This is a genomic window from Limnohabitans sp., assembly GCF_034680285.1.
Taxonomy (GTDB): Bacteria; Pseudomonadota; Gammaproteobacteria; order Burkholderiales; family Burkholderiaceae_C; genus Limnohabitans_A.
The window spans coordinates 36,714-59,216 of record NZ_JAXITC010000012.1 but is presented as its reverse complement, the minus strand read 5'-3'; the positions used below and the strand labels follow the sequence as shown (position 1 = coordinate 59,216).

The window sequence follows — 22,503 nt, the reverse complement described above, 5'->3', positions numbered from 1 at the left end:
TGTCTTACAGACCTTGCGCCAATAAAAAAGCCCCGCAAGGCGTGAACCTTGCGGGGCTTTGTTTTTGGCCGGGAGAGGGCGCAAACCCTCAGTCCAGACAGCGGGGCAATTACATGCCCATGCCGCCCATACCGCCCATTCCACCCATGTCAGGCATGCCGCCGCCGCCAGCGCCGGACTCGTCCTTCGGAGCTTCGGAAACCATGCACTCGGTTGTGAGCATCAAAGAAGCCACAGAAGCGGCGTTCTGCAAAGCAGTACGGGTCACTTTTGTAGGATCCAGAATACCCATTTCGATCATGTCGCCGTAGGTGTCGTTGGCCGCGTTGAAGCCGTAGTTGCCTTTGCCAGCCAACACAGCGTTCACCACCACCGATGGCTCGCCGCCGGCGTTGTACACGATCTCGCGCAGAGGCGCTTCGATGGCTTTCAACACCAGCTTGATACCAGCGTCTTGGTCAGCGTTGTCGCCTTTGATGGCGCCAGCGGTTTGACGTGCACGCAGCAATGCCACGCCGCCGCCAGCCACGATGCCTTCTTCCACAGCAGCGCGTGTAGCGTGCAGGGCGTCTTCCACGCGGGCTTTCTTTTCTTTCATTTCGACTTCGGTGGCAGCGCCAACCTTGATCACGGCCACACCGCCAGCCAACTTGGCCACGCGCTCTTGCAGCTTTTCGCGGTCGTAGTCAGAAGTGGCTTCTTCGATTTGCACGCGCACTTGTTTGACGCGGGCTTCGATGTCAGCAGCTGCACCAGCGCCGTCGATGATGATGGTGTTTTCTTTGCCCACTTCGATGCGCTTGGCTTGGCCCAGATCGGCCAAAGTCACTTTTTCGAGTGTCAAGCCAACTTCTTCAGCGATCACTTTGCCGCCGGTCAAGATGGCGATGTCTTCCAACATGGCTTTGCGACGATCGCCAAAGCCTGGAGCCTTGACAGCCACAACCTTCAAGATGCCACGGATGGTGTTCACCACCAAAGTTGCCAAGGCTTCGCCTTCGACTTCTTCAGCAATGATCAACAAAGGACGGCCAGCTTTGGCAACGGCTTCCAATGTGGGCAGCAGATCGCGGATGTTGCTGATCTTCTTGTCGAACAACAACACGAAAGGGTTGTCCAGCAAAGCGGCTTGCTTTTCAGGGTTGTTGATGAAGTAGGGCGACAGGTAGCCGCGGTCAAACTGCATGCCTTCAACGATGTCGAGTTCGTTGTCCAAAGACTTGCCGTCTTCCACGGTGATCACGCCTTCTTTGCCGACTTTGTCCATGGCTTTGGCGATGATGTCACCGATGCTGTGGTCGCTGTTGGCAGAGATCGAACCGACTTGGGCGATTTCTTTGGTCGTTGTGGTGGCCTTAGTGGCTTTCTTCAACTCGTCGATCAAAGCTGCAACAGCCTTGTCGATGCCGCGCTTCAGGTCCATCGGGTTCATGCCGGCGGCCACGTACTTCATGCCTTCGCGCACGATGGCTTGGGCCAACACAGTCGCAGTCGTCGTGCCGTCACCAGCGTTGTCAGAAGTCTTGGAAGCCACTTCCTTGACCATCTGCGCGCCCATGTTTTGCAACTTGTCTTTGAGTTCGATTTCCTTGGCCACGGACACACCGTCCTTGGTCACGGTAGGGGCGCCGAAAGAACGCTCCAGAACCACGTTACGGCCCTTAGGGCCCAGAGTCACTTTGACCGCGTTGGCCAAAATGTTCACGCCTTCAACCATGCGTGCGCGGGCTTCGCCGCCGAAAATTACGTCTTTTGCTGCCATTTTTAAGCTCCTAAATTCAGATTAATCAGTTGAGGACAGAGCGACAGGGCGTTTCGCGCGTCTGTCGGTCTGTCCCGCAAATCACTCAACTACCGCGAACAGGTCTTCTTCTTTCATGACCAACAGCTCGTCGCCGCCGACCTTGACGGTCTGGCCGCTGTACTTGCCGAACAACACGCGGTCGCCGACTTTGACGCTCAGGGCTTTGGTCTCGCCTTTGTCATTGGTTTTGCCAGGGCCGACGGCCAAGACTTCACCTTGATCAGGCTTTTCTGCAGCGGAATCGGGGATCACGATGCCCGAAGCTGTTTTGGTTTCGCTTTCGATACGCTTGACGATCACGCGATCGCCCAAAGGACGCAGTTTCATGGAATCTCCTGGATTTGAAACAAGGGTTGAAAAACACGAGCACCGACGGTGCTTCTGAAATCTGAGGGGTGGGTGTTGTTAGCACTCATCCCCATCGAGTGCTAATGATACGGGCATTTCTTGGCATTTCAAGAGCGGCTTGTTTTTTCCGTTGAGAATTTGAGGTGACCGCTTCGGCCCTCCTTTTCACCAGTTACAAGCGTCTTCAGTGCAAAATCACCCCCTATGTTGAGATGGTTTTTGTTTTTTTCCCGTTGGCCCCTGTGGGCATTGCATGCGCTGGGCAGCTTGGGTGGCTGGCTGGCTTGGTGCTTTTCGGGGCGTTACAGAAGCCGCTTTTTGAAAAACGTGCGTCTGGCCGGATTGGGCTGGGGCACGGTCATTCGGGCGGTAGGCCATGCCGGACGCATGTCGGCAGAGCTGCCTCGTTTATGGCTAGGCCAAACGCCGCCCTTAGTTTGGGTGGATGACCGCGCGGTGGTTGAGGCTTATGACAGCGGTCAAGGCGTCTTGTTTTTGACCCCGCACATGGGTTGTTTTGAAATCACGGCCCAAGCGCTGGCTGCGCGTTTCTCACAAAAAAACGGTTCCCTGACGGTGCTTTATCGCCCCGCCCGCCATGCCGGTTTGGGCGAGGTCATGACTTTGGCCAGGCAGCGACCGGGTCTGGAAGCCGTGCCGACCACTTTGGCTGGTGTGCGCCAGATGATCAAGGCCTTGCGTTCAGGCCGTGCCGTGGGTTTGTTGCCGGACCAGGTACCGCCCGAAGGCATGGGTCAGTGGGCACCTTTTTTTGGGCAATCGGCTTACACCATGACCTTGGCCGCCCGTTTGGCCCTGCAAACCGGGGCCCGAGTGGTGTTGATTTGGGGCGAGCGTTTGTCATGGGGCCGCGGCTACCGATTGCACACCCAAGCTTTGGGACATGAGCTCTCAGACGATCTGAACACGGCCGTGGTGCAGATCAACCAAGCCATGGAAAGGCTGATTTTGCAGTGTCCGTCCCAGTACATCTGGGGTTATGCCCGCTACAAGAACCCCAGGCAGGCCTGAGCGGGCGCCCATATGGTGAATTTGTTGATTGCTTATTTGCGCTTGTTCTCGCGGCTGCCTCTCTCATGGGTGCGCGCAGCGGGTACGGGGCTGGGTTGGCTGCTGTGGCAAGTGGCCCTTGCACGCCGGCACATTGTGCAGGTCAACCTGCAAAAGTGCCTGCCGGAATGGTCCGAGGCGCAGCGCAAGGCATTGGCTTACCGCCACTTCGTGGCTTTTGGCCAGTCTGTGATGGACCGGGCTTGGCTTTGGCACGCGCCCGAGGCCACGGTGCGACAACGCTTGCGCTGGGTGGGTGATTTGGATGCCTTGAAAGCGCCCGGACCCTTGGTGATGTTTGCACCCCATTTTGTGGGGCTCGATGCCGGCGGCATGGCCGTGTCCTTGGATGTCCAAGGCCCTGTGGCGTTCATATTCACGGCGCAATCACGACCCGCTGTAGAGGCATGGGTCCGTGAAGGGCGAGAGCGCTCAGGCAATGTTCGGCCCTATTTTCGTCACCAAGGCATGCGCCAGATCTTGGCGGGCATCAAAAAGGGCGAACCCTTGCACCTGTCACCAGACATGGATTTTGGCCGTGGCGAATCGATTTTTGTGCCCTTCATGGGGGTCGAGCAAGCCGCCACGGTGCCCTCTTTGTCGCGCTTGTCCAAGGTGGTGGGTGCGCGGGTGGTGCCCGTGGTGACACGCATGACGCCTGAGGGCTACGACATCGAAGTCCACGCCCCCTTGACAGACTTTCCCAGCGCCGATGTGGTGGAAGACACCGCCCGGGTCAACCGCTTGCTGGCCGATTGGGTGCGCACCATGCCCGAGCAGTATTACTGGGTGCACAAACGTTTCAAGACCCGGCCCGAAGGCGATCCCGGCTTTTATTGAGACCTTTCAGGCCTGAGTTGGAGAGCCACTTAGATCAAGGGCGGTTGGAGAAAAGCACGGATCTCCGCCATCACCCGGTCGGGTTGTTCATGCACCACCCAGTGGGTGGCTTTCTCGATGGAGACCCGTTTGAGTTGGGCGATGTGCGTATCCAGTCCCTCGGTCAGGCAGGGCAAGAGTGCCACATCGTCGAGCGCCCACAGCAATAAGGTGGGCACATCGATGCGCAAGGCTTCCTGCGGGATCTGGATGGCGCTGGCCCCAGGATCGCTGGCCGTGGCGGGGCGCAAAGGCGAAGCTCGGTAATAGTTGAGTCCACCCTGTAAGCCGTGTTGCCAGACCTCTCGGTATTTCCCTTGGACATCGGCCGTGAGCCAATCAGGCCTTGGTGCCGAGTCTGGCGTGGCCGTGAGCGACGTGAGTGAGGTGTCTTGACCGGTCAAGAAACCCAATAAGCGCTCGAAGTCGTTGGCCGCCAGCAGCGCTGCAGCCTCGGGTTGCACCAGAAAATTCATGTAAGCGCTGGCTGCTTGCTGTGCCGGGTCGTGTTGCAAGGCTTGGAGCAATGGGCCCGGGTGGGGTGAGTTGATGATGACCAACTGTCGAAGCCGTTCTGGGTGTTGGTTGGCCAAGTTCCAAGCCACGGCGCCTCCCCAGTCATGGGCCACCAGCGCGGCCAATGGCGCATGGCCACATTCAACTTCGATCAAAGCCAAGATGTCTTGCACCAGGTATTTGGCCCGGTAGGCCTTGACGTCGTCGGGCGCACTCGAGCGTTCATAACCCCGCAGGTTGGGCGCTACGCAGCGGTAACTTCCGTTTTCTGGCTGAGAGAAATGTGTCAGTAAAGGGTCCCAAACCCAAGCACCCTCTGGAAAGCCATGTAGAAACAGCAGCACCGGGCGACCGGTTTCGCCGCTGGCTCGGCAGCTCAAGGTGATGCCGTGGGGCAGGTTTTCCTGCCAAGTCTGGATGTCGGTGTTCACAACAAGGGGCTTTCTGGTTCAACGGGGCCCCGTGAGTGCCTCACTCGTCCAGGGCTTCAGGCTCTTCTTCGGAGGTTTGTGCAGTCGGGGTGGCCAACAAAGCGCCTGCTGCCGGGTGGGTCCAGTCCCACAACAATTGGGCCACCTCGTCAACGCCTTGTTTCTTCAAGGCCGAAAAGAGTTTCACCTCGCCGCCGCCCGCTTGCAGTCGCGCAATCGACAAAGCCTTGGCCTGTTCAGCGCGGGTGAGCTTGTCAGCTTTGGTGAGGATGATCAAAAACTTCAGGCCCTCTTCGACACGGGGGCGGATCACTTCCAGCAGGATGTCGTCGAGTTCGGTCAAGCCATGACGCGGGTCGCACATCATGACAATGCCCGTCAAGTTCTCGCGGCTGACCAAATAATTGGCCATGACCTGCTGCCAGCGAAGCTTGTCCATTTTGGCCACAGCGGCGTAGCCATAACCGGGTAAATCAGCCAGCACCGCGTCGGTCACGCCCTGTTTGCCCAGTGCAAACAAGTTGATGTGCTGGGTGCGGCCAGGCTTTTTAGAAGCAAAAGCCAGTTGTTTCTTTTGCGTCAAAGTGTTGATGCAAGTCGATTTGCCCGCATTGGAGCGGCCCACAAAGGCGATCTCCGGCGTGTCCATTTCGGGTAGATGGTGCAATTGGGCCGCGGTGGTCAAAAATCGGGCCGTGTGCATCCAGCCCATGGGTGTGACGGCCGCTGGCACGCCAGACGCCTTGCTGGTGGTGCTGCCTGAGGGGGTGGGGCGCTCGGTCGGATCGGCAAGGGATGGTGCCACTGAAGCGGCCTTGGGGCTGGCGATCGGCTTGGCTGGCTGGGTGACTTTGCGGCTTGCAGACGCACGAACGGGGGGGCGGGAGCTCATAAATCAGGGATACCTTGGGTCGTCAGGAAACTGACGCAGACCTCATTGTAGAATCCCTGGGTTTTGCGCTCCCTTCTTCCAACTATTGGACGACGACCATGAAGTCAATTGTTTCTCTCCTGAAGTCTGCCACTTTGGCTGCCACCACGTCTGTTTTCATGGTGGGTACAGCACTGGCGGCAGGTCCTGCCCCCGCTGCTGCCAAGCCTGATCTGGCCAAAGGCGAAGCCTCTTTCGCCATGTGCGTGGCCTGCCACGCCGCCGACGGCAACTCGACCACACCGGTCAATCCCAAACTGTCTCAGCAACACCCTGAATACCTGGTCAAACAGCTGCAGGAATTCAAGTCAGGCAAACGTGCCAATGCTGTGATGAGCGGCATGGTGGCCGGTCTGAGCGACGATGACATGCGCAACATCGCTTACTGGTTGGCTTCCAAACAAGCCAAGCCAGGCTTTGCCAAAGAAAAAGACACCGTGGCTTTGGGTGAGCGCATTTACCGCGGCGGCATTCCAGATCGCCAGATCGCCGCTTGCGCCAGCTGCCATTCGCCCAACGGTGCAGGCATGCCTTCTCAATACCCCCGTTTGTCGGGTCAACACGCCGACTACACCGCTTCTCAGTTGGTGCAGTTCCGTGAAGGCGTTCGCAAGAACAACCTCCAGATGACCCAAGTTGCGGCCAAAATGAACGACCGCGAAATCAAGGCCGTTTCCGACTACATCGCTGGTTTGCGCTGAAATCAAGCCGGGCCGCCTTGACCTGCTCGTTTCAGGGGGTTTTAAGGCAAAGCACATGCCCATGCGGCACAATTCAGCATCGGCTGATATGACTTGATCCAAGGCCGGTTTTCCCGGCCTTGATCGTTTCTGGCGGGGCTTCTCCTGCTACTTACTGTCCCACTGCCTTTTGGGCCCCTTTCTTGAGCACCCCATGACGACTGTTGCCTCCAGCCATGAATCCGAGCGCGGCTCGCCCCGAGGGCAGGCAGTGATCGAATTGCTGTCGTCCATGCGCTTCGCCATTTCGCTGTTGACGATCATTTGCATCGCCTCCGTCATTGGCACGGTGCTCAAGCAAAACGAACCCGGTGTCAATTACGTCAACCAGTTTGGCCCTTTTTGGGCCGAGTTGTTCACCACCCTCAATCTCAATGCCGTCTACAGCGCTTGGTGGTTTTTGCTGATTTTGGCTTTTTTGGTGCTCAGTACCAGTTTGTGCATTGCCCGCAACGCGCCCAAAATCCTGGTGGACCTGAAGAACTACAAGGAAAACATCCGTGAACAAAGCCTCAAAGCCTTTCACCACAAGGCCGAAGGGCACTTGGGTGAATTGCCCGAGGTGGCTGCCAAACGCTTGGGCGCGCTGCTGGCAACAGGCGGTTGGAAAGTCAAACTGCAAGAGCGCGACACACCGGCCGGCAAGGGTTGGATGCTGGCGGCCAAGGCGGGTGCGGCGAACAAGATCGGGTATATCTTGGCGCACTCTGCCATTGTGTTGGTGTGTGTGGGGGGGCTGCTTGACGGCGATTTGATGGTGCGCGCCCAGATGTGGTTTGGCGGCAAAGAAATTTACAACGGCGGCGGCCTGATTGTGGATGTGCCTGAAAAGCACCGTTTGTCGGAGCGCAACCCGGCCTTTCGTGCCAACTTGCTGGTGGCCGAAGACACCGCATCGGGCACCGCCATTTTGAACCAGTCCAATGGTATCTTGCTGCAAGAGCTGCCTTTTGTGATCGAGCTCAAAAAGTTCATCGTTGAGTACTACTCGACGGGCATGCCCAAGCTGTTTGCCAGCGACATCGTCATCCACGACAAAGCCACAGGCGAGAAAAAAGAAGCCCGTGTGGAAGTGAACCATCCCGCCAGTTTCAAAGGCATCAACATTTACCAGTCCAGCTTTGATGACGGCGGCTCGAGTGTCAAACTCCAAGCCGTGCCGATGTCAGCAGCCACCAAATCGTTCGAGGTGGAGGGCACCATTGGCGGCAGCACCGACCTCACCAATGGCAGTGAAAAAATAAGTTTGGAGTTCACCGGGCTTCGCGTCATCAACGTGGAAAACCTGTCCGGTGGTGAAGGTCCTCAAGCCACAGGCGTGGACGTGCGCAAGGTCGATCTGCGCAGCTCGCTGGAGGCGCGCATGGGGGCGGGGAACAAAACCACCCAGACCAAAAACTTGCACAACGTAGGCCCCAGCGTAAGCTACAAGCTGCGCGATGCGGCAGGGCAGGCCCGTGAGTACAACAACTACATGTTGCCCGTGGATGCAGGCGACGGTGTGCCCGTGTTTCTTTTGGGCATGCGCGAAACGCCCAGTGAGCCTTACCGCTACCTGCGCCCTCCAGCCGACGAAAACGGCGAGTTGACCGGCTTCATCCGATTGCGTGCGGCCCTGGAGACGCCAGCCTTGCGCGAGCGTGCGGTACAGCGCTACGCCCGCAAGGCTGTGGACCCGAAGCGCCCCGAACTGACACAACAATTGGCCGATTCAGCAGAGCGGGCCTTGGGCTTGTTCGCGGGTCAAGAGGAAGTCAAAGGCAAAAAAGTGGCGGGCTTGCAGGCCTTGGCCGACTTTTTGGAAGCCAATGTGCCCGAGGCCGAACGCGCCCGTGCGGGTGAGATGTTTGTGCGCATCCTGAACGGGACTTTGTTGGAGTTGGACACGGTGGCTCGCGAGCAGGCCGCCGCCAAACCTTTGCCCGAAGACAAAATTCAGGGCTTCATGTCGCAAGCGGTGCTGGCTTTGTCCGATGCGCCGCTTTATTCCGCCCCCATGACGTTCCTGCTGAAAGATTTCAAGCAAGTGCAAGCCAGCGTGTTCCAAGTGGCCAGAGCGCCTGGCCAGTCCATCGTGTACCTGGGTTGTGCCCTTTTGATCCTGGGTATTTTTGCAATGCTGTATGTTCGAGACCGTCGCTTGTGGGTCTGGCTCTCACCTCAAGGGGAGGGTGCGCAAGCAACCGTGGCTTTGTCGTCCAACCGCAAGACCATGGACGTAGACCGTGAATTTGAACAACTGACCGCCCGATTGCTGGGCCGCTCCGAGAAAACACCATGACGACTGTGACCTTGAACCCGGGCTATTTTTCGAGCCGCTCGGCTTTGGACTGGGGCTTTGCAATGCTTGCGCTGTTGGGCACCGTATTCGCCTTCACCCGCTACCAGCAGTCGATGGACGTGTACGAGCAAGCCATTTTGATCTGCACGCTGCCTGCCGTCATTTGGTTGGCTTGGTTTTGGCGACCCCTGCGCACATTGATGTTGGTGGTCACAGGCTTGTCGCTTTTGGCGATTTACCTCTACCAAGGTGATCTGGCCCGCTCTGAGCAAGTGTTTTTGCTCAAATATTTCCTGTCCAGCCAGTCGGCCATTTTGTGGATGAGCTTGCTGTTTTTCATCAGCACGGTTTTTTACTGGGCAGGCATGTTCGTTCGTGGACAAGGCGACGCCATGGAGTCTTTGGGCTCGCGCATGGCTTGGGTGGCAGTGGGGTTGGCTTTGATCGGCACGATGGTGCGCTGGTACGAAAGTCACCAGTTGGGGCCTGATATTGGGCACATCCCGGTCAGCAATCTGTACGAAGTCTTCATCATGTTCTGCTGGATGACGGCAGCGTTCTACTTGTATTACGAAGCGCAGTACAAAACCCGTGCTTTGGGTGCGTTTGTGATGTTGGTGGTCAGCGCAGCGGTGGGCTTCTTGCTTTGGTACACGCTGGTGCGCGAGGCGCATGCCATCCAACCCTTGGTGCCTGCCCTCAAGAGCTGGTGGATGAAGATCCATGTGCCGGCCAACTTCATCGGTTACGGCACCTTCGCCTTGGCGGCCATGGTGGCGTTTGCCTACCTGATCAAGCAAACTGCGGGTGAGACCCGTTGGTACAAGCTCGCTCCCTTGTGGTTGTTGGGCATTGTGTTGTGCTTCGAGCCAGTGGTTTTCCGCAAATCGCCGACAGACGGGGGCAGCGGCTATTGGATGGTTTATTTCGGTATTTCGGCGCTGATCGTGGCCGCTATTTTGTGGGGTCGTCGTCGCATTGCCGAGCGCTTGCCGTCGTTCGAAATCCTCGACGATGTGATGTACAAAGCCATCGCCGTGGGTTTTGCCTTTTTCACCATCGCCACCGTCTTGGGGGCCTTGTGGGCAGCTGAGGCTTGGGGTGGCTACTGGAGCTGGGACCCGAAAGAAACCTGGGCTTTGATCGTCTGGCTCAACTACGCCGCTTGGCTGCACATGCGCCTCATGAAGGGCTTGCGCGGCACCGTGGCCGCTTGGTGGGCCTTGATGGGCCTGGCGGTGACCACATTCGCGTTCTTGGGCGTGAACATGTTCTTGAGCGGACTGCACAGCTACGGCACGCTTTGACCGCGATGGGGAGCAGGCTTCGCCTGCCTCCCCTCACTGCTTCCCCGTTCACCTTGGCTTGGATGCGGCCAACTAGAGTGGGGCGTCCGATTGCCCCAGCGCTTGGCCAATCACCCGCAACATCTCTTGGGTGCTGAACGGCTTCCACAGAAAGTGCACCGCGCCTGAATTGTTCACCGCTTGGATTTCGTGGGGTTGGCTCTCGCCACTCATGAAAATCACAGGCATGGTGTTGCCTGAAGCGGTCATTTGGGCATGCAACTCGAGTCCGCTCATGCCTGGCATGCGCACATCCAACAGCATCACATGCGGCGCCTGTGTGGCGGGCGCTTGTAAATAGGCTGCACCACTGTGGTGTGAGTGCACGGTATAACCCCGCCCCTCCAGAACCAGGGTCAGCATCTTTCGAATGTCGTCGTTGTCATCGACCACATGAACCGAGCCTAATTTGTGCATCATGAATTCAACATCTTCCGGTCAGGTTGGAGGCGAGGTTTTGTCAGTGGGCACCAGCCAAAGCGCCACGATGGCGCCCCGGTTGGCTGGCGCGTTCTCCATGGTCGTTTGGCCACCCCAGAGCCTCACCATGTTTTGTGTGAGCAGCAAACCCAGGCCTGAACCCTGGGCTTTGCTGGACACCACGGGACCGGGCAGAGGCTGCAGCAAAGCAGCGGGCCAGCCAGGACCGTTGTCCCGAATTTGAAGTACCACCCCGTCTTTGCCATCTCTTTGGCGGGGGAAAAGCTCAATATGGATGGTCGGTTCATCTTGCCCAGAGGGTGGCGTGTCGCTCAAGGCATCCATGGCGTTTGCCACAAGGTTGAAGACAATCCGCTGCAGCATGACTTCGTTGGCTTGAACACAGCTTCCCGATGGCAGTTGGCAAGACAAGCGAAGGGCAATTCCCCTTTGCTGGGCTGCTCCATGCAAGATGGGAAACACCGTTTCAATGGATGCCAACAGGTTGACGGCATCCATTTGGTCTTGTCCGCGAATCATCAAACGTCGCAGGCTGCTGACCATGTCGCTGGCTTTGCCCGACAGCAGCATCAGGTTGTCAATGCGCGGTTGCAGTTGATTCGGCTCTGGTGAGGGGGTGATCTGATTTTGCAAATCGTACAAACCCAGCTCCAAGGCCTGCAAGGGCTGGCTGATGTCGTGGACCAGCATGGCCGAAAAAGACGACAAACTGCTCAAGGAAGACACCCTGGCATTGAGCATCAACAACTGGTCTCGCTCTTTCACCAAGTTGCGCATGGTTTCACTCTCGGCTTCAGCCTGGCGCTGCCCCTGTTGCGCGTTGGTGGTTTCTGAACTGGTCCTCTCAAGGCAGAAGCCCCAATAACCAAAACAAATCAGGACCATGGCCAAAATCGAGGACAAAGTCACCAGATTACTGACCCAGGAAAACGAGAAAACATTCAGGTAATCCGTTTTCCCCGTCAAGGCGTATTGGTACAAACGGTTGAGGTAGGCACCCGCATGGATCGCAAAAGCCACTTGCATCAACATCAGGCTTTTGCTGTGGTGGATGCGCCGCAGTTGCCAGACCAAAGCCGACAGAACCAAGTTCAAACCAATGAATGTGCAGGAGTAAACCAGCACCCCATTCGGATTCATGTTGCCGGTTTCGTGCAAGCCATGCAGCACCAACACCCAGATCGCGACAGGCACGATCAAGGCAGAGGCTGGCTTGGGCTTGGAGCCCAATTCACGGCGCAGGGCTTCAATCATCATCAACCAAGAAGCGCAAGCGCCTGTCCACGCCAAAATCGTCGAGAGGTATTCAGGTCCCAAAGGCCGTAAAGCGATCGCGCAGATCGACAGGCTGTAAAACGCAATGCTCAAGAACCACAAGCGCGTGGATTCATTGCGACGGCCTGCCAACAACAACCAGGTGCCTAAAGGCAGGGCAATGTGGATGGCAACGACCACTTGGATCAGCAGGCCGACGGCAGGATGCATAGAGGGCTTATTCCTAGGGGGAGGCAGGCCGATTGGGCGAGGGTTTCTGAATCAGTTCAAAATAGCTTCTTGCATTTTCCGCCATCAGCCAAGGTCCAGCATGATCATTCACACAGACAAGTCCGGTTTTCATCACCCCATCGGCAGCGAGATCACTCCAGAATCGGTGTACCAGTCACGGCGCGAGATCGTTCGCTTGATGGCCTCAGGCTCGGCGGGTTTGGCCATGGCCGCATGGGGCATGCGCGATGCGCAGGCTCAAATGGCCCGGCCCGGGCAACTGGCGCCGCTGGCTTCGGTGCCTTCCAAACTGGCCGGGGCCATGGTCTTGGACAAGCCCACGCCCTACAAAGACGCCACCACGTACAACAATTTCTACGAGTTTGGGACCGACAAGTCTGACCCAGCCAAACGGGCCCACACCCTCAAGACCGACCCTTGGAGTGTGGAGATCGAAGGCATGGTCAAGAAACCCGCCCGCGTGAATCTGGAAGACCTGATGAAGTGGGGTGCCATGGAGGATCGCATTTACCGCATGCGCTGCGTTGAGGGCTGGTCGATGGTGATTCCTTGGGTGGGTTATTCCATGGCCGATTTGATCCGTCGTGTGGAACCCCTGCCTGGCGCCAAATTTGTGGAATTCGTGACGCAAGCAGACCCCAAGACCATGCCGGGCTTACGTGGTGGGATGTTGGATTGGCCCTATGTCGAGGCCTTGCGCCTGGACGAAGCCATGCACCCGCTCACCTTGCTGGCTTTTGGCATGTACGGCGAAGCCATGCCCAAACAAAACGGTGCACCCTTGCGTTTGGTGGTGCCCTGGAAATACGGATTCAAGAGCGGTAAAAGCCTGGTCAAGATCCGTTTTACCGACAAGCAACCTGTGTCGTCATGGGAAAAAGCGGCTCCTCAAGAGTACGGCTTTTATTCCAACGTGAATCCGACGGTGGACCACCCGCGTTGGAGTCAGGCCACTGAGCGGCGCATTGGCGAAGATGGTTTGCTGGCCAAGAAGCGCAAGACGCTCATGTTCAACGGTTACGAGGCGCAGGTGGGCCAGTTGTACGCGGGCATGGACCTGAAAAAATTCTTCTGATGTTGTTTCAGGCCAAGGTTCTGGGGGCATGAGGGGGTTGCTGCGTCACCCCGCCGCTTGGTGGGTCTTGTTGCTGCTCGGCTGCGTGCCTTGGGCCTGGCTGCTGGCGCAAACCCTGCAGGACCAGCTCGGGCCCAACCCCGCGGAAGCCTTGATCCGTGCCACTGGCGACTGGACGCTGCGCAGCCTGTGCTTGGTGTTGATGGTGACCCCTTTGCGCACTTGGTTGGGCTGGCCAGAGCTGCTGCGGTTTCGGCGCATGTTGGGCTTGCTGGTGTTTGGCTATGCGAGCCTGCACCTCGTGTGCTACGCCTGGTTTGACATGGGCTTTAACTTGGCCGACACGCTGCAAGACCTTCTCAAGCGCCCCTTCATCTGGTTGGGTTTCAGCGCCTTCGTGATTTTGCTGGCGCTGGCGGCCACCTCTTTCAACCGGGCCGTGCGCTGGCTGGGCGGCAGGCGTTGGCAGCTGTTGCACCGCGGTGTTTATGCGGTGGCCGTGCTCGCCGTGCTGCACTTTTGGTGGATGCGGGCAGGTAAACAGGACTTTGCCGAGGTCCTGGTCTATGCGGGCATCTTGGCGGGTTTGCTGGTCTGGCGCGTGATGCGTTTTGTGCGAAGACCCTGAGCGCACCATCAGGCGCTGTGCAGCCGCTTCACGGGGCCGGCGCGTTTCAGACCAGCTGTTCCAACGCAAAGGTGTCAAACGCCGATTCTCGCTGGCGAATCAGGTGGGCCTTTGTGCCATCGACCAGGATTTCGGCAGCGCGACCCCGGGTGTTGTAGTTGCTGGCCATGCTCATGCAGTAAGCACCTGCTGACAACACGGCCAGTACATCACCCGCTTGCACCAGCAGTTGCCGGTCGCGGCCGATCCAGTCGCCGCTCTCGCACACGGGTCCTACCACGTCGTACACCACACCATCGCCTGCAACAGGCGCAAGTGGCACGATTTGGTGGAAGGCTTGGTACATGGCGGGGCGAGGCAGGTCGTTCATGGCTGCGTCGACGATGCAGAAGTTCTTTTGTTCGCCGGGTTTGAGGTACAGCACTTCGGTCAGGCAAACGCCCGCGTTGCCCACCAAAGAGCGGCCGGGCTCGATCATGATCTGCCGCTGGCCGTAGCCGCGTGCATCCAGTTTGGCCAGCAACTGTGCCCACAGCGCGTCGGCTTCGGGTGGCGTGTCACCGTTGTAATTGATGCCCAAGCCGCCGCCAAAGTCGATGTGGTGAATCGGGATGCCGGCCGCTTCGATCTCGCCCACCAAGTCCAGCACGCGGTCCATGGCATCCAGATAGGGGGTGGTTTCGGTGATTTGCGAGCCGATATGGCAGTCGATGCCCACCACTTTGAGGCCCGGCAGGCTGGCCGCATGGCGGTAAGCGCGCAGGCTGTCTTCATGGGCTATGCCGAATTTATTGCCTTTCAGGCCGGTCGAAATGTAGGGGTGTGTCTTGGCGTCCACGTTGGGGTTCACGCGCAAACTGACGGGGGCTTGCTTGCCCAAGCTGACAGCGACTTCGCTCAGCACGTCCAGTTCGGCTTCGCTTTCCACGTTGAAGCAGCCAATGCCCACTTGCAGGGCTTGCTTCATCTCTGCACGGGTTTTGCCCACGCCCGAAAAAATCACCTTGGCCGGATCAGCGCCAGCGGCCAACACCCGGGCCAGTTCGCCACCCGAGACGGTGTCAAAACCGCAACCCGCTTCGGCAAACACCTGCAGCACCGCCAGGGTGGAGTTGGCTTTCATGGCATAGCAAATTTGCGCTTGGCGTCCGGCGAAACCGCGCTGGTAAGCGGCAAGGGCCGACAGCATGGCCGCTTTGGAATACACAAACAGGGGTGTGCCATGTTCGCGGGCCAGATCCGACAAACGGACGCCTTCCACCATGAGTTGGTGGTCGGTATAAGCGATATGGGGCTGGCCAGGCAGGCCTTGGGCAGTGACGGGTGCGTTCATGGTGGGGTGGTCTTGGGGGCCGCAGGCAGGTTCGAGGGGCTGATGGTCGGAGGCAAAAGGGGGGGTGTTGAAGCGGCTGGCACTTGCGAGGCACCGGCGGGCTGTGATGTGCTGGCGGGCGCGGTTTGAGCCGGCCAAACTTTGAGTGTTTGTGGCAAGGTGGCACGCCCGGCGGACTCAGGCGTGCTCGGCAAAAACAAAGCACCTTTTTGACCGCAAGCGCTCAGCATCGCCGCACCACCGACAAGGGCATGCGCCGTGACTAAAATCTTCAATACCTTCAACATGCAGCGATTGTAATGACCGACCTTGAATTTCTGGACCAAGCTGAACGCCTGCTCGCGGGCGTGGAGATCAGCAGCGATCGCCTCAACGACGACACCGACGCCGATATCGACAACCAGCGCGTGGGCGGCATGGTGACACTCACTTTCCCTAACCGCAGTCAGATCGTCATCAACTTGCAAAAGCCCCTGCACGAAGTGTGGTTGGCGGCGCGGTGTGGCGGCTTTCATTACAAGTTTGACGGTGCGCACTGGATGGACACCAAAGGGCAGGGCGAATTTTGGGAAAGCCTGTCTCGCTATGCGTCTGAGCAGGCTGGGCAAGACTTGACTTTCAAGCTTTGAGACGCTGAAGGATCCTTTGACGGGTTAAGGCTTGGGGCTTTGTGCCCCAACTCAGTTCCTGAACAAGTCCAAAATCCGGTTGCGCTCTTCAGCGGGTGGCACGGCGGCGTTGGTCGATTTGACTGCGCTGTCGTTGCCAGCGCCCAAGCTGCTGATGCCACCACCTTTGGCGTACTCCTCGTACATCCAATCGCCGCTCACATGCACAACGCCTTCGGGCACGGGTGGCTCGGAAATGGGCACACTTCGCAAAGCGGTTTCCATGAAACTGATCCACACCGGCAAACTCAAGCCTCCGCCTGTTTCCCGGTCGCCCAGTTTGCGTGGGGTGTCGTAGCCAATCCAGACCACGGCTGTCAAGTTGGTTTGGTAGCCTGCAAACCAAGCATCCATCGCATCGTTGGTTGTACCAGTTTTGCCGTAAATGTCGGGCCGCTTGAGGGTGCCTTGGGCGCGGGCAGCAGTGCCTGATCGCGTGACTTCTTGCAGCAAACTGGTCATGACAAAAGCGTTCCGTGCTGGGATGGCCGGTGTCTCGCCCAACTGCGCTACAGCAGGGCTGTCGACCAAGACGCGATCCTTGTAGTCGGTGATGCGGGTGATCAGGTGGGGTTGAACCAAGTGCCCGCCGTTCGCAAACACCGAGTAACCCGTCGCCATTTGCATGGGGGTGACCGAGCCCGCGCCCAGCGCCATGGTCAAAAAGGCGGGGTGCTTGTCTTCGTCAAAGCCAAAACGGGTGACCCACTCTTGTGCTGGGCGCGGGCCCACGGCCTGCAAGACGCGAATCGAGACCATGTTTTTCGATTTGGCCAAGCCTGTGCGCAAACTCATGAGCCCGTCAAACTTGCCATCGTAGTTTTTGGGTTCCCAGGGTTGTCCGCCTGTGACACCGCTGTCAAAAAACAAGGGGGCGTCGTTCACCATGGTGGCTGGGGTGAAGCCTTTTTCGAGTGCTGCCGAGTAGATGAAGGGTTTGAAGCTGGAGCCCGGCTGACGCCAAGCCTGCGTCACATGGTTGAATTTGTTCTTGGCAAAGTCAAAGCCGCCGACCAAGGCACGGATGGCACCCGTTTGCGGTGTGATAGCGACCAGCGCACCTTCTACTTCGGGCAGTTGGGTGATCTCCCAAGCGCCTTTGGGCGTTTGCGTGATGCGGATCAAGGCGCCTTTGCGCACCTGCTTGGCCGGGGGAGTCTTGTCGGACAGTCCCGACTGGGCAGGCTTGAGGCCGTCGCCAGAGAGGGTGATTTGTTCGCCGTTTTGACGAATCACCACCACTTTGCGTGGAGAGGCTTCAAGCACCACGGCCGACAACACGTCGCCATTGTCAGGGTGCTCTTCCAAGGCGTCATCGATGGCGTCGTCCATCTTTTTAGGGTCGGCCGGCAGGTCGATGAACTTCTCTGGGCCGCGGTAAATCTGGCGGCGCTCAAAATCCATGATGCCTTGACGCAAGGCTTTGTATGCAGCCATTTGCTCGGTGGACTGGACCGTGGTGTAAACATTCAGGCCACGGGTGTAAGTGTCTTGGCCATACTGGGCAAAGACCATTTGGCGCACGGTTTCTGCCACGTATTCCGCGTGCAGAATTTTTTTGTCGGCCGCCGAGCGCAGCTTGAGCGGCTCGGCCTTGGCAGCCTTGGCCTGGGCCGCCGTGATGTACTGGTTTTCTTCCATCCGCTCAATGATGTAGAGCTGGCGTGAACGGGCGCGTTTGGGATTGCTGATCGGGTTGTAGGCCGAGGGCGCTTTGGGCAGGCCAGCCAACATGGCCGCTTCGGCAACGGTGATGTCTTTCAGTGGTTTGCCAAAGTAAGTTTCTGCGGCTGAGGCAAAACCATAAGCCCGGTTGCCCAAAAAGATCTGGTTCATGTAAATCTCAAGGATCTGATCCTTGGTCAACATGTGCTCGAGCTTGTAGGTCAACAAAATTTCATAAATTTTGCGGGTGTAGGTTTTTTCGGATGACAGGTAAACATTGCGCGCAACCTGCATGGTGATGGTCGACGCGCCTTGGCTTTTCATGCGACCGATATTGGCAATGCCTGCACGCAAAATGCCCAAATAGTCGACGCCGCCGTGTTGGTAAAAGCGGTTGTCTTCGATGGACAGCACCGCATCTTTCATCACTTTCGGGATGTCTTTGATGGGCGTGAGGTTGCGGCGTTCTTCACCAAACTCACCCATCAATTGGCCATCGGCCGTGAACACGCGAAGCGGCAATTTGGGTTTGTAGTCGGCCAAGTCAGAAATGTCTGGCAAGTTTGGATACGCCATGACCATGGCCACACCCACCACCAACAAGATCGCAGCCAATCCCGCGGCGGCCAGGCCCACGGCCCACAAGCCCAGCTTGATGACCCAAGACAAGGGGCTACCTGTTCGGATGGGCGCCGAGGGGCTTTGTTTTTCTGGAGAGGCGTTTTGGTTGGCAGGCATAGGTGGGCTTTGGGGCAGCCAACAAGGCGCAGACTGGTCTCCCATTATAAAAATATCGACTTGCAGTCTTGCGCAAAACAAATTTTAAAATGAATAACTTTGTTTTTAAAAATTGTCGTTCAAGCGGATTCATGTTACAAAACTGCTCTGTCAAGTCGGATCAAGCCACTTTCTGGGAGGCTCAGCATGCACGCATTGGCGCATTGGTGGCAAAGGTGGGCCCAAGGGTCCGTTCGTCACGCATGGGGCATGGCGCCGATGGATGGTGCTTGGCTGTTGGCCGGCTTGGTCCGACAAAGTTCCGCCTTGGTCAAAGTCCACACATTGGCCACATGGCATCCCTTGAGCGAATCCGACATGACCGACCTGAGTGGTTTGAGTCAGCATTTGCGCCAACACAGCCGCTCTCGGGGTGTTGCGCATCAACGACTGAACATGGCTTTGCCCAGGGATTTCGTTCATGAGGGTTTCATCGACTTTCCAATCGAACTGCCAGAAGAAGATTGGCTGTACGAGGTGCAGCTTGACGTGGCGCAAGCTTTGCAATTGCAGCCAGACGAGGTCAATTTTGATTTTGAACCGGCCAAAGAAAGCGACGGCTTGGTGCGGCGGGTGCACTGGGTGGGTTGCGCACAAGCGCAAATGGCAGTGTTCAAAAACTGTGTCCGGGCTGCGGGTTGGCGTTTGGCGGCCGTCGAAATTGAACAACAGGCGGCACAGCGGGGCGTTCGCGCTTTGAAGGGGGGATCGGCCAGCTTGTTGACCCAAGCGCCGCAAGACTGGCAATTCCAATTGGACCGGGTTGCGTCGCGGCCTTCATACGAGTCGCCAGAACCCGCCGATGAATCTGACGACACCATCGCGCAAGCCCTTGAGCAGATCATGCGCACGCCGGGCGGCGCTCGCTTGGTGGCCGCAGGCTTGGCACTGAAGGCTTGGCATTGATGCGCCCGTTCAATTTATTGAGCCATCCTGGCCTGGCACAGCAGCGCAGGGTGTTCCACCGTTGGTGGACCAGTGGGGCGGGTGTGTTGGTGGGCTGTTTGCTGGCTTGGAGCTGGCAGCAATGGCAAATGGCAGAGACGCAGCGGCTTCAACTGGCGCACAGTCAGCTGCAATCGGAGTGGCTTGCCCATACGCGGCAGGCCAAGGACGCAGCGCAGCAACAGTTGCGGCTGCGGATGCAGGTAGAGCAAGCCTTGCATTTGCAGCGAATCGCCATGCACCACCAGGCTTGGATGGCTGTTCATGAGCGGATGCAGGACATGGCCAAGGAAGGATTGAGGCTCTCGCGCTTGAATGCGGATGCCGACCATGTGACGTGGCATGGCGAGTTCAGCCGCTTCGAAGCCATGGCCGCTGCTCGCCAAAGCCTGTCTGAGCAATTGGGTCAAGACCTGGCTCTCAAAGACATGAGCACGGGCCCGGCATCCCAAGTGAGCTTTGTCTGGCAAACCACTTGGCCTGCTCTGCTCGGTGCCCGGCTGACTCATGCTGACCCCTTGGTCAAGGCCAAACCATGAATCACATTTCATTGCCATCAGGTGCATTGGCTTGGCCTCACTTGCAACGATTGGCTGAGCGTGGCATGCGCCGTTGGGGCTATGCCCTGGCTGGATTGGCCATAGGTCTAGGGGGGGTGTGGCTGGCGCAGCCTGAGGTGGGTGAGTCCTACGACTCAGCGCTTCAAGCGCACGCGCGCTTGTCTCAGCAATTGGCCGACCTGCGCTCAAGTGCTGCCGGACCCACACAGGCCAAAGTGGCGATAACAAAAGCTGAGTCGGTGGTCCAAGCGCAGCACCTTTTGAGGCGCTTGCCTGTGTCAACCCGGCCAGAAAGACTTTGGACGGCTTGGCAGCAAACTTTGGCGACACATGGTTTACGGCTGGTGCTTCTGCAGCCAATGCCTTCCATCGGCACTGTAAGGCAAGGCGCTGCATGGGTCAGCCACGCTGCCGCTTGGCGAATTTTGGGGCGCTTCGATGATTGGGTGCGGGTCTGGGCGGCTTGCGCCGAAAGTGGGCCGGTGTGTACCCTCGACCGCATCAACGTGGTGGCCACGCAGCAGCCCGGCGAGGTGCAAATTGATGCGGTGATGCGCGTTTGGATGAGCTCTGCCGAGGGACAAGCGTCAGATGCGCTTGATCTGGCCGATTGGATGGCGGATGTGCAAAAGGGCACGCGTTCAACAGCCCATTCGCGCACAGCCTTGTTTGCACCCAGCCATTTATCTGTGGCGGATCCGAATACACCGCGTGCGGATGGACTTGCTGCCCCCTCACGCACAGAAGGGCTGCCTGCTGCCGGGGCGAGTTTGTCGGCCATGTCGGATGACCCCAAGCAATGGCCTTTGGCACGTATCCGATTGGCTGGCTTATGGCAACAAGGAAACGACCGACAAGCGCTTGTCTCAGCCGGACCACATGCGGTCAGGGTGGTGCTGGGTCAACGCATTTCCTTGGAGGGGCACCGGGTTGCTGCCATCACCGATCACGGGGTGCACTTGCGTTTGGGCAAGGGGCCAACGTTTGAACTCCCTTGGGCTGAAGTGAGTCAAGTAGGTGGGTCGGGTGGTCAGTCGACAAGTGTCTCTGCTGCCCCATCCATCCCCGGCATCCATTCGGGCAATACAACTGGGAGTTCAACCCCATGACAAAAATGACCCACTCGGGCACACAAATTTTCTTGTGGCTGGCTGCTCTCAGCGCATCAGATGGGGTGTTGGGGCAAACCAATGGCCCGCCTTCGTCCCCCGTCTTGACGGTGGTCAACCGGTCAGAACCCCCCAATTCGACTGCCCATGTCAAGCCCATCAGTCTGAATTTCCAAAACATCGACATCAAAGCCTTGTTGCAGGTCTTTGCTGATTTTTCGGGTTTGCATTTGGTGCCCACCGACAGTGTGACGGGTCCTGTCAGTGTGCGTTTGAACGAGGTGCCTTGGCAACAAGCGCTGGACATCGTGCTGCAATCCAAGGGTTTGGTTTCACGCCAAGAAGGTCGCGTGTTGTGGATTTCTCCGCAAGGTGAGTGGGCCTTGCGCGAAAAAAAACAACTGGATGCTCAGGCGGCTTTGGAAGCCGTCAGTCCGATGCAAATGATGTCGTTGCGCTTGCAATACGCCCGCGCCACGGAAGTGGCTCAGCGCCTGCAAGGGGGTGCATCGGGCAGCACCGCTGGGCGTTGGTTGAGTGCCCGCGGCAGTGTCTTGGCCGAACCCCGCACCAACCAACTCTTCATTTTGGACTTGCCTGCGCGTTTACAAGATCTGCAAAAAATGTTGGTGCTGCTGGATGTGCCTGTCAGGCAAATTTTGATCGAGGCAAGAATCGTGGAGGCTGACGACCAATTCGGCCAGTCTCTCGGGGTAAGGCTGGGTGCCGGCCTGGCGATTCCCATGAAGGTGCAGGGGCGATCCAACACTTTGGCTGTGGGCGCCAGTAACCAGTCCGCGGCCGCCGGGACGGTGGCGGGCAATCAAGTCAACCTGCCTGCTGGCAATGCGGGGCAAACGGTCAACACCCCTGCGACCTTTGCGGTTTCGCTGTTCAACGCCGCTGCAGACCGGTTCATCAATGTCGAAATTTCGACCTTGGAAGCTGCAGGGCTGGGTAAGGTGGTGTCTCGCCCCCGGGTGGTGACGGCTGACCAGACCAAGGCACTGATCGAGCAGGGCACTGAGTTGCCTTATTTGACCGCCTCAGGCAACGGTGTGACCGCCATTTCCTTCAGAAAAGCCAACCTCAAGCTGGAGGTGACGCCCCAGATCACGCCCGATGGCTCGGTGGTGTTGGATGTGGATGTGAACCGCGACAGCGTGGGGCAGATCACAGCAGCGGGTTATGCCATCAACACCAAGCATGTGAAAACCCAAGTGCGCGTCGAAGATGGAGGCACGGTGGTGCTGGGCGGCATTTACGAGGAAACCAGTCGGAGTGACGATGCCAAAGTGCCCGGTTTGGGCGAACTACCGGGTTTAGGTTGGTTGTTTAAAAAACGCGACCAAACCCAGCGCAAAAGCGAGTTGCTGATCTTTTTGACGCCCCGGGTGGTCGCGGACGGCCCGGTGAACGTGTCATCCGAGAAAATTGCACCCTAGGCGC

21 protein-coding genes are annotated in these 22,503 nt (G+C 58.1%); 12 read left to right on the top strand and 9 right to left on the bottom strand.

Annotated elements, in window-relative coordinates:
• Window positions 1-109 precede the first annotated feature (109 nt).
• The gene (gene groL, locus SWE17_RS11025; RefSeq protein ID WP_322993145.1) at window positions 110-1,762 is read right to left on the bottom strand and encodes a chaperonin GroEL; all 1,653 of its coding nucleotides are present in this window, start codon (window positions 1,760-1,762) and stop codon (window positions 110-112) included.
• Between the two features lie 81 nt (window positions 1,763-1,843).
• Window positions 1,844-2,131: a co-chaperone GroES gene (groES, locus tag SWE17_RS11020; protein ID WP_019426307.1), complete on the bottom strand. Its 288-nt coding sequence runs from the start codon at window positions 2,129-2,131 to the stop codon at window positions 1,844-1,846.
• A gap of 225 nt (window positions 2,132-2,356) precedes the next feature.
• On the opposite strand from groES, the gene SWE17_RS11015 reads away from it, so the two are divergent.
• Together SWE17_RS11015 and SWE17_RS11010 are read left to right on the top strand one after the other, a co-directional pair.
• On the top strand, window positions 2,357-3,184 hold the full coding sequence (locus tag SWE17_RS11015) for a lysophospholipid acyltransferase family protein (RefSeq protein WP_322993144.1): 828 nt from the start codon (window positions 2,357-2,359) through the stop codon (window positions 3,182-3,184).
• A gap of 12 nt (window positions 3,185-3,196) precedes the next feature.
• Complete coding sequence (locus SWE17_RS11010) at window positions 3,197-4,063, top strand: lipid A biosynthesis acyltransferase (RefSeq protein WP_322993143.1); 867 nt, start codon at window positions 3,197-3,199, stop codon at window positions 4,061-4,063.
• Between the two features lie 29 nt (window positions 4,064-4,092).
• Here the strand turns inward: SWE17_RS11010 and SWE17_RS11005 are convergent, their stop codons facing one another.
• Both SWE17_RS11005 and yihA read right to left on the bottom strand, forming a co-directional pair.
• Window positions 4,093-5,049, bottom strand: a complete 957-nt coding sequence (locus SWE17_RS11005; RefSeq protein WP_322993142.1) for an alpha/beta hydrolase — start codon at window positions 5,047-5,049, stop codon at window positions 4,093-4,095.
• Window positions 5,050-5,089: 40 nt separating this feature from the next.
• Window positions 5,090-5,941 (bottom strand): ribosome biogenesis GTP-binding protein YihA/YsxC, encoded by an 852-nt coding sequence (yihA, locus tag SWE17_RS11000; protein WP_416235010.1) that lies wholly within the window; start codon window positions 5,939-5,941, stop codon window positions 5,090-5,092.
• 98 nt (window positions 5,942-6,039) lie between these two features.
• Here yihA and SWE17_RS10995 point away from each other — a divergent pair, with 98 nt between their 5' ends.
• The 3 genes from SWE17_RS10995 (at window position 6,040) to ccsB (ending at window position 10,308) form a co-directional block, all read left to right on the top strand.
• Window positions 6,040-6,681 carry a c-type cytochrome gene (locus tag SWE17_RS10995; protein ID WP_322993141.1) on the top strand — a complete coding sequence of 214 codons (642 nt, stop codon included), beginning with the start codon at window positions 6,040-6,042 and terminating at the stop codon, window positions 6,679-6,681.
• A 193-nt stretch (window positions 6,682-6,874) separates the two neighbouring features.
• Window positions 6,875-9,001, top strand: coding sequence for a cytochrome c biogenesis protein ResB (locus SWE17_RS10990; RefSeq protein WP_322993140.1), 2,127 nt, complete (start codon window positions 6,875-6,877; stop codon window positions 8,999-9,001).
• Window positions 8,998-10,308 carry a c-type cytochrome biogenesis protein CcsB gene (gene ccsB / locus SWE17_RS10985; protein WP_322993139.1) on the top strand — a complete coding sequence of 437 codons (1,311 nt, stop codon included), beginning with the start codon at window positions 8,998-9,000 and terminating at the stop codon, window positions 10,306-10,308. Before SWE17_RS10990 ends, ccsB begins: the two co-directional genes overlap by 4 nt.
• Before the next feature lie 72 nt (window positions 10,309-10,380).
• Here the strand turns inward: ccsB and SWE17_RS10980 are convergent, their stop codons facing one another.
• Together SWE17_RS10980 and SWE17_RS10975 are read right to left on the bottom strand one after the other, a co-directional pair.
• On the bottom strand, window positions 10,381-10,767 hold the full coding sequence (locus SWE17_RS10980) for a response regulator transcription factor (RefSeq protein WP_322993138.1): 387 nt from the start codon (window positions 10,765-10,767) through the stop codon (window positions 10,381-10,383).
• 18 nt (window positions 10,768-10,785) lie between these two features.
• Entirely contained in the window at window positions 10,786-12,273 is a 1,488-nt protein-coding gene (locus SWE17_RS10975; RefSeq protein ID WP_322993137.1) for a sensor histidine kinase, read from the bottom strand.
• 100 nt (window positions 12,274-12,373) lie between these two features.
• On the opposite strand from SWE17_RS10975, the gene msrP reads away from it, so the two are divergent.
• Both msrP and SWE17_RS10965 read left to right on the top strand, forming a co-directional pair.
• A complete protein-coding gene (msrP, locus tag SWE17_RS10970; protein ID WP_322993136.1) occupies window positions 12,374-13,369 on the top strand; it encodes a protein-methionine-sulfoxide reductase catalytic subunit MsrP in 996 nt (331 codons plus the stop codon).
• Window positions 13,370-13,397: 28 nt separating this feature from the next.
• Entirely contained in the window at window positions 13,398-13,997 is a 600-nt protein-coding gene (locus SWE17_RS10965) for a protein-methionine-sulfoxide reductase heme-binding subunit MsrQ (RefSeq protein ID WP_322993135.1), read from the top strand.
• Between the two features lie 46 nt (window positions 13,998-14,043).
• On the opposite strand, the gene lysA is transcribed toward SWE17_RS10965, so the two are convergent.
• Together lysA and lptM are read right to left on the bottom strand one after the other, a co-directional pair.
• The gene (lysA, locus tag SWE17_RS10960; RefSeq protein ID WP_322993134.1) at window positions 14,044-15,330 is read right to left on the bottom strand and encodes a diaminopimelate decarboxylase; all 1,287 of its coding nucleotides are present in this window, start codon (window positions 15,328-15,330) and stop codon (window positions 14,044-14,046) included.
• Window positions 15,327-15,617, bottom strand: a complete 291-nt coding sequence (gene lptM / locus SWE17_RS10955; protein WP_322993133.1) for an LPS translocon maturation chaperone LptM — start codon at window positions 15,615-15,617, stop codon at window positions 15,327-15,329. The genes lysA and lptM overlap by 4 nt, the downstream gene beginning before the upstream one ends.
• Window positions 15,618-15,629: 12 nt before the next feature.
• On the opposite strand from lptM, the gene cyaY reads away from it, so the two are divergent.
• Entirely contained in the window at window positions 15,630-15,959 is a 330-nt protein-coding gene (gene cyaY, locus SWE17_RS10950) for an iron donor protein CyaY (protein WP_322993132.1), read from the top strand.
• Window positions 15,960-16,010: 51 nt separating this feature from the next.
• Here the strand turns inward: cyaY and SWE17_RS10945 are convergent, their stop codons facing one another.
• Window positions 16,011-18,401 carry a penicillin-binding protein 1A gene (locus tag SWE17_RS10945; RefSeq protein WP_322993131.1) on the bottom strand — a complete coding sequence of 797 codons (2,391 nt, stop codon included), beginning with the start codon at window positions 18,399-18,401 and terminating at the stop codon, window positions 16,011-16,013.
• 186 nt (window positions 18,402-18,587) lie between these two features.
• On the opposite strand from SWE17_RS10945, the gene SWE17_RS10940 reads away from it, so the two are divergent.
• From SWE17_RS10940 to SWE17_RS10925, 4 genes are read left to right on the top strand one after another with little or no spacing between them, the layout of a single operon-like run.
• A complete protein-coding gene (locus SWE17_RS10940; protein ID WP_322993130.1) occupies window positions 18,588-19,346 on the top strand; it encodes a hypothetical protein in 759 nt (252 codons plus the stop codon).
• Window positions 19,346-19,924 carry a hypothetical protein gene (locus tag SWE17_RS10935; RefSeq protein WP_322993129.1) on the top strand — a complete coding sequence of 193 codons (579 nt, stop codon included), beginning with the start codon at window positions 19,346-19,348 and terminating at the stop codon, window positions 19,922-19,924. The genes SWE17_RS10940 and SWE17_RS10935 overlap by 1 nt, the downstream gene beginning before the upstream one ends.
• Window positions 19,921-21,054, top strand: a complete 1,134-nt coding sequence (locus SWE17_RS10930) for a hypothetical protein (protein WP_322993128.1) — start codon at window positions 19,921-19,923, stop codon at window positions 21,052-21,054. Before SWE17_RS10935 ends, SWE17_RS10930 begins: the two co-directional genes overlap by 4 nt.
• Window positions 21,051-22,499 (top strand): type IV pilus secretin PilQ, encoded by a 1,449-nt coding sequence (locus tag SWE17_RS10925; protein WP_322993127.1) that lies wholly within the window; start codon window positions 21,051-21,053, stop codon window positions 22,497-22,499. The genes SWE17_RS10930 and SWE17_RS10925 overlap by 4 nt, the downstream gene beginning before the upstream one ends.
• Window positions 22,500-22,503 lie beyond the last annotated feature (4 nt).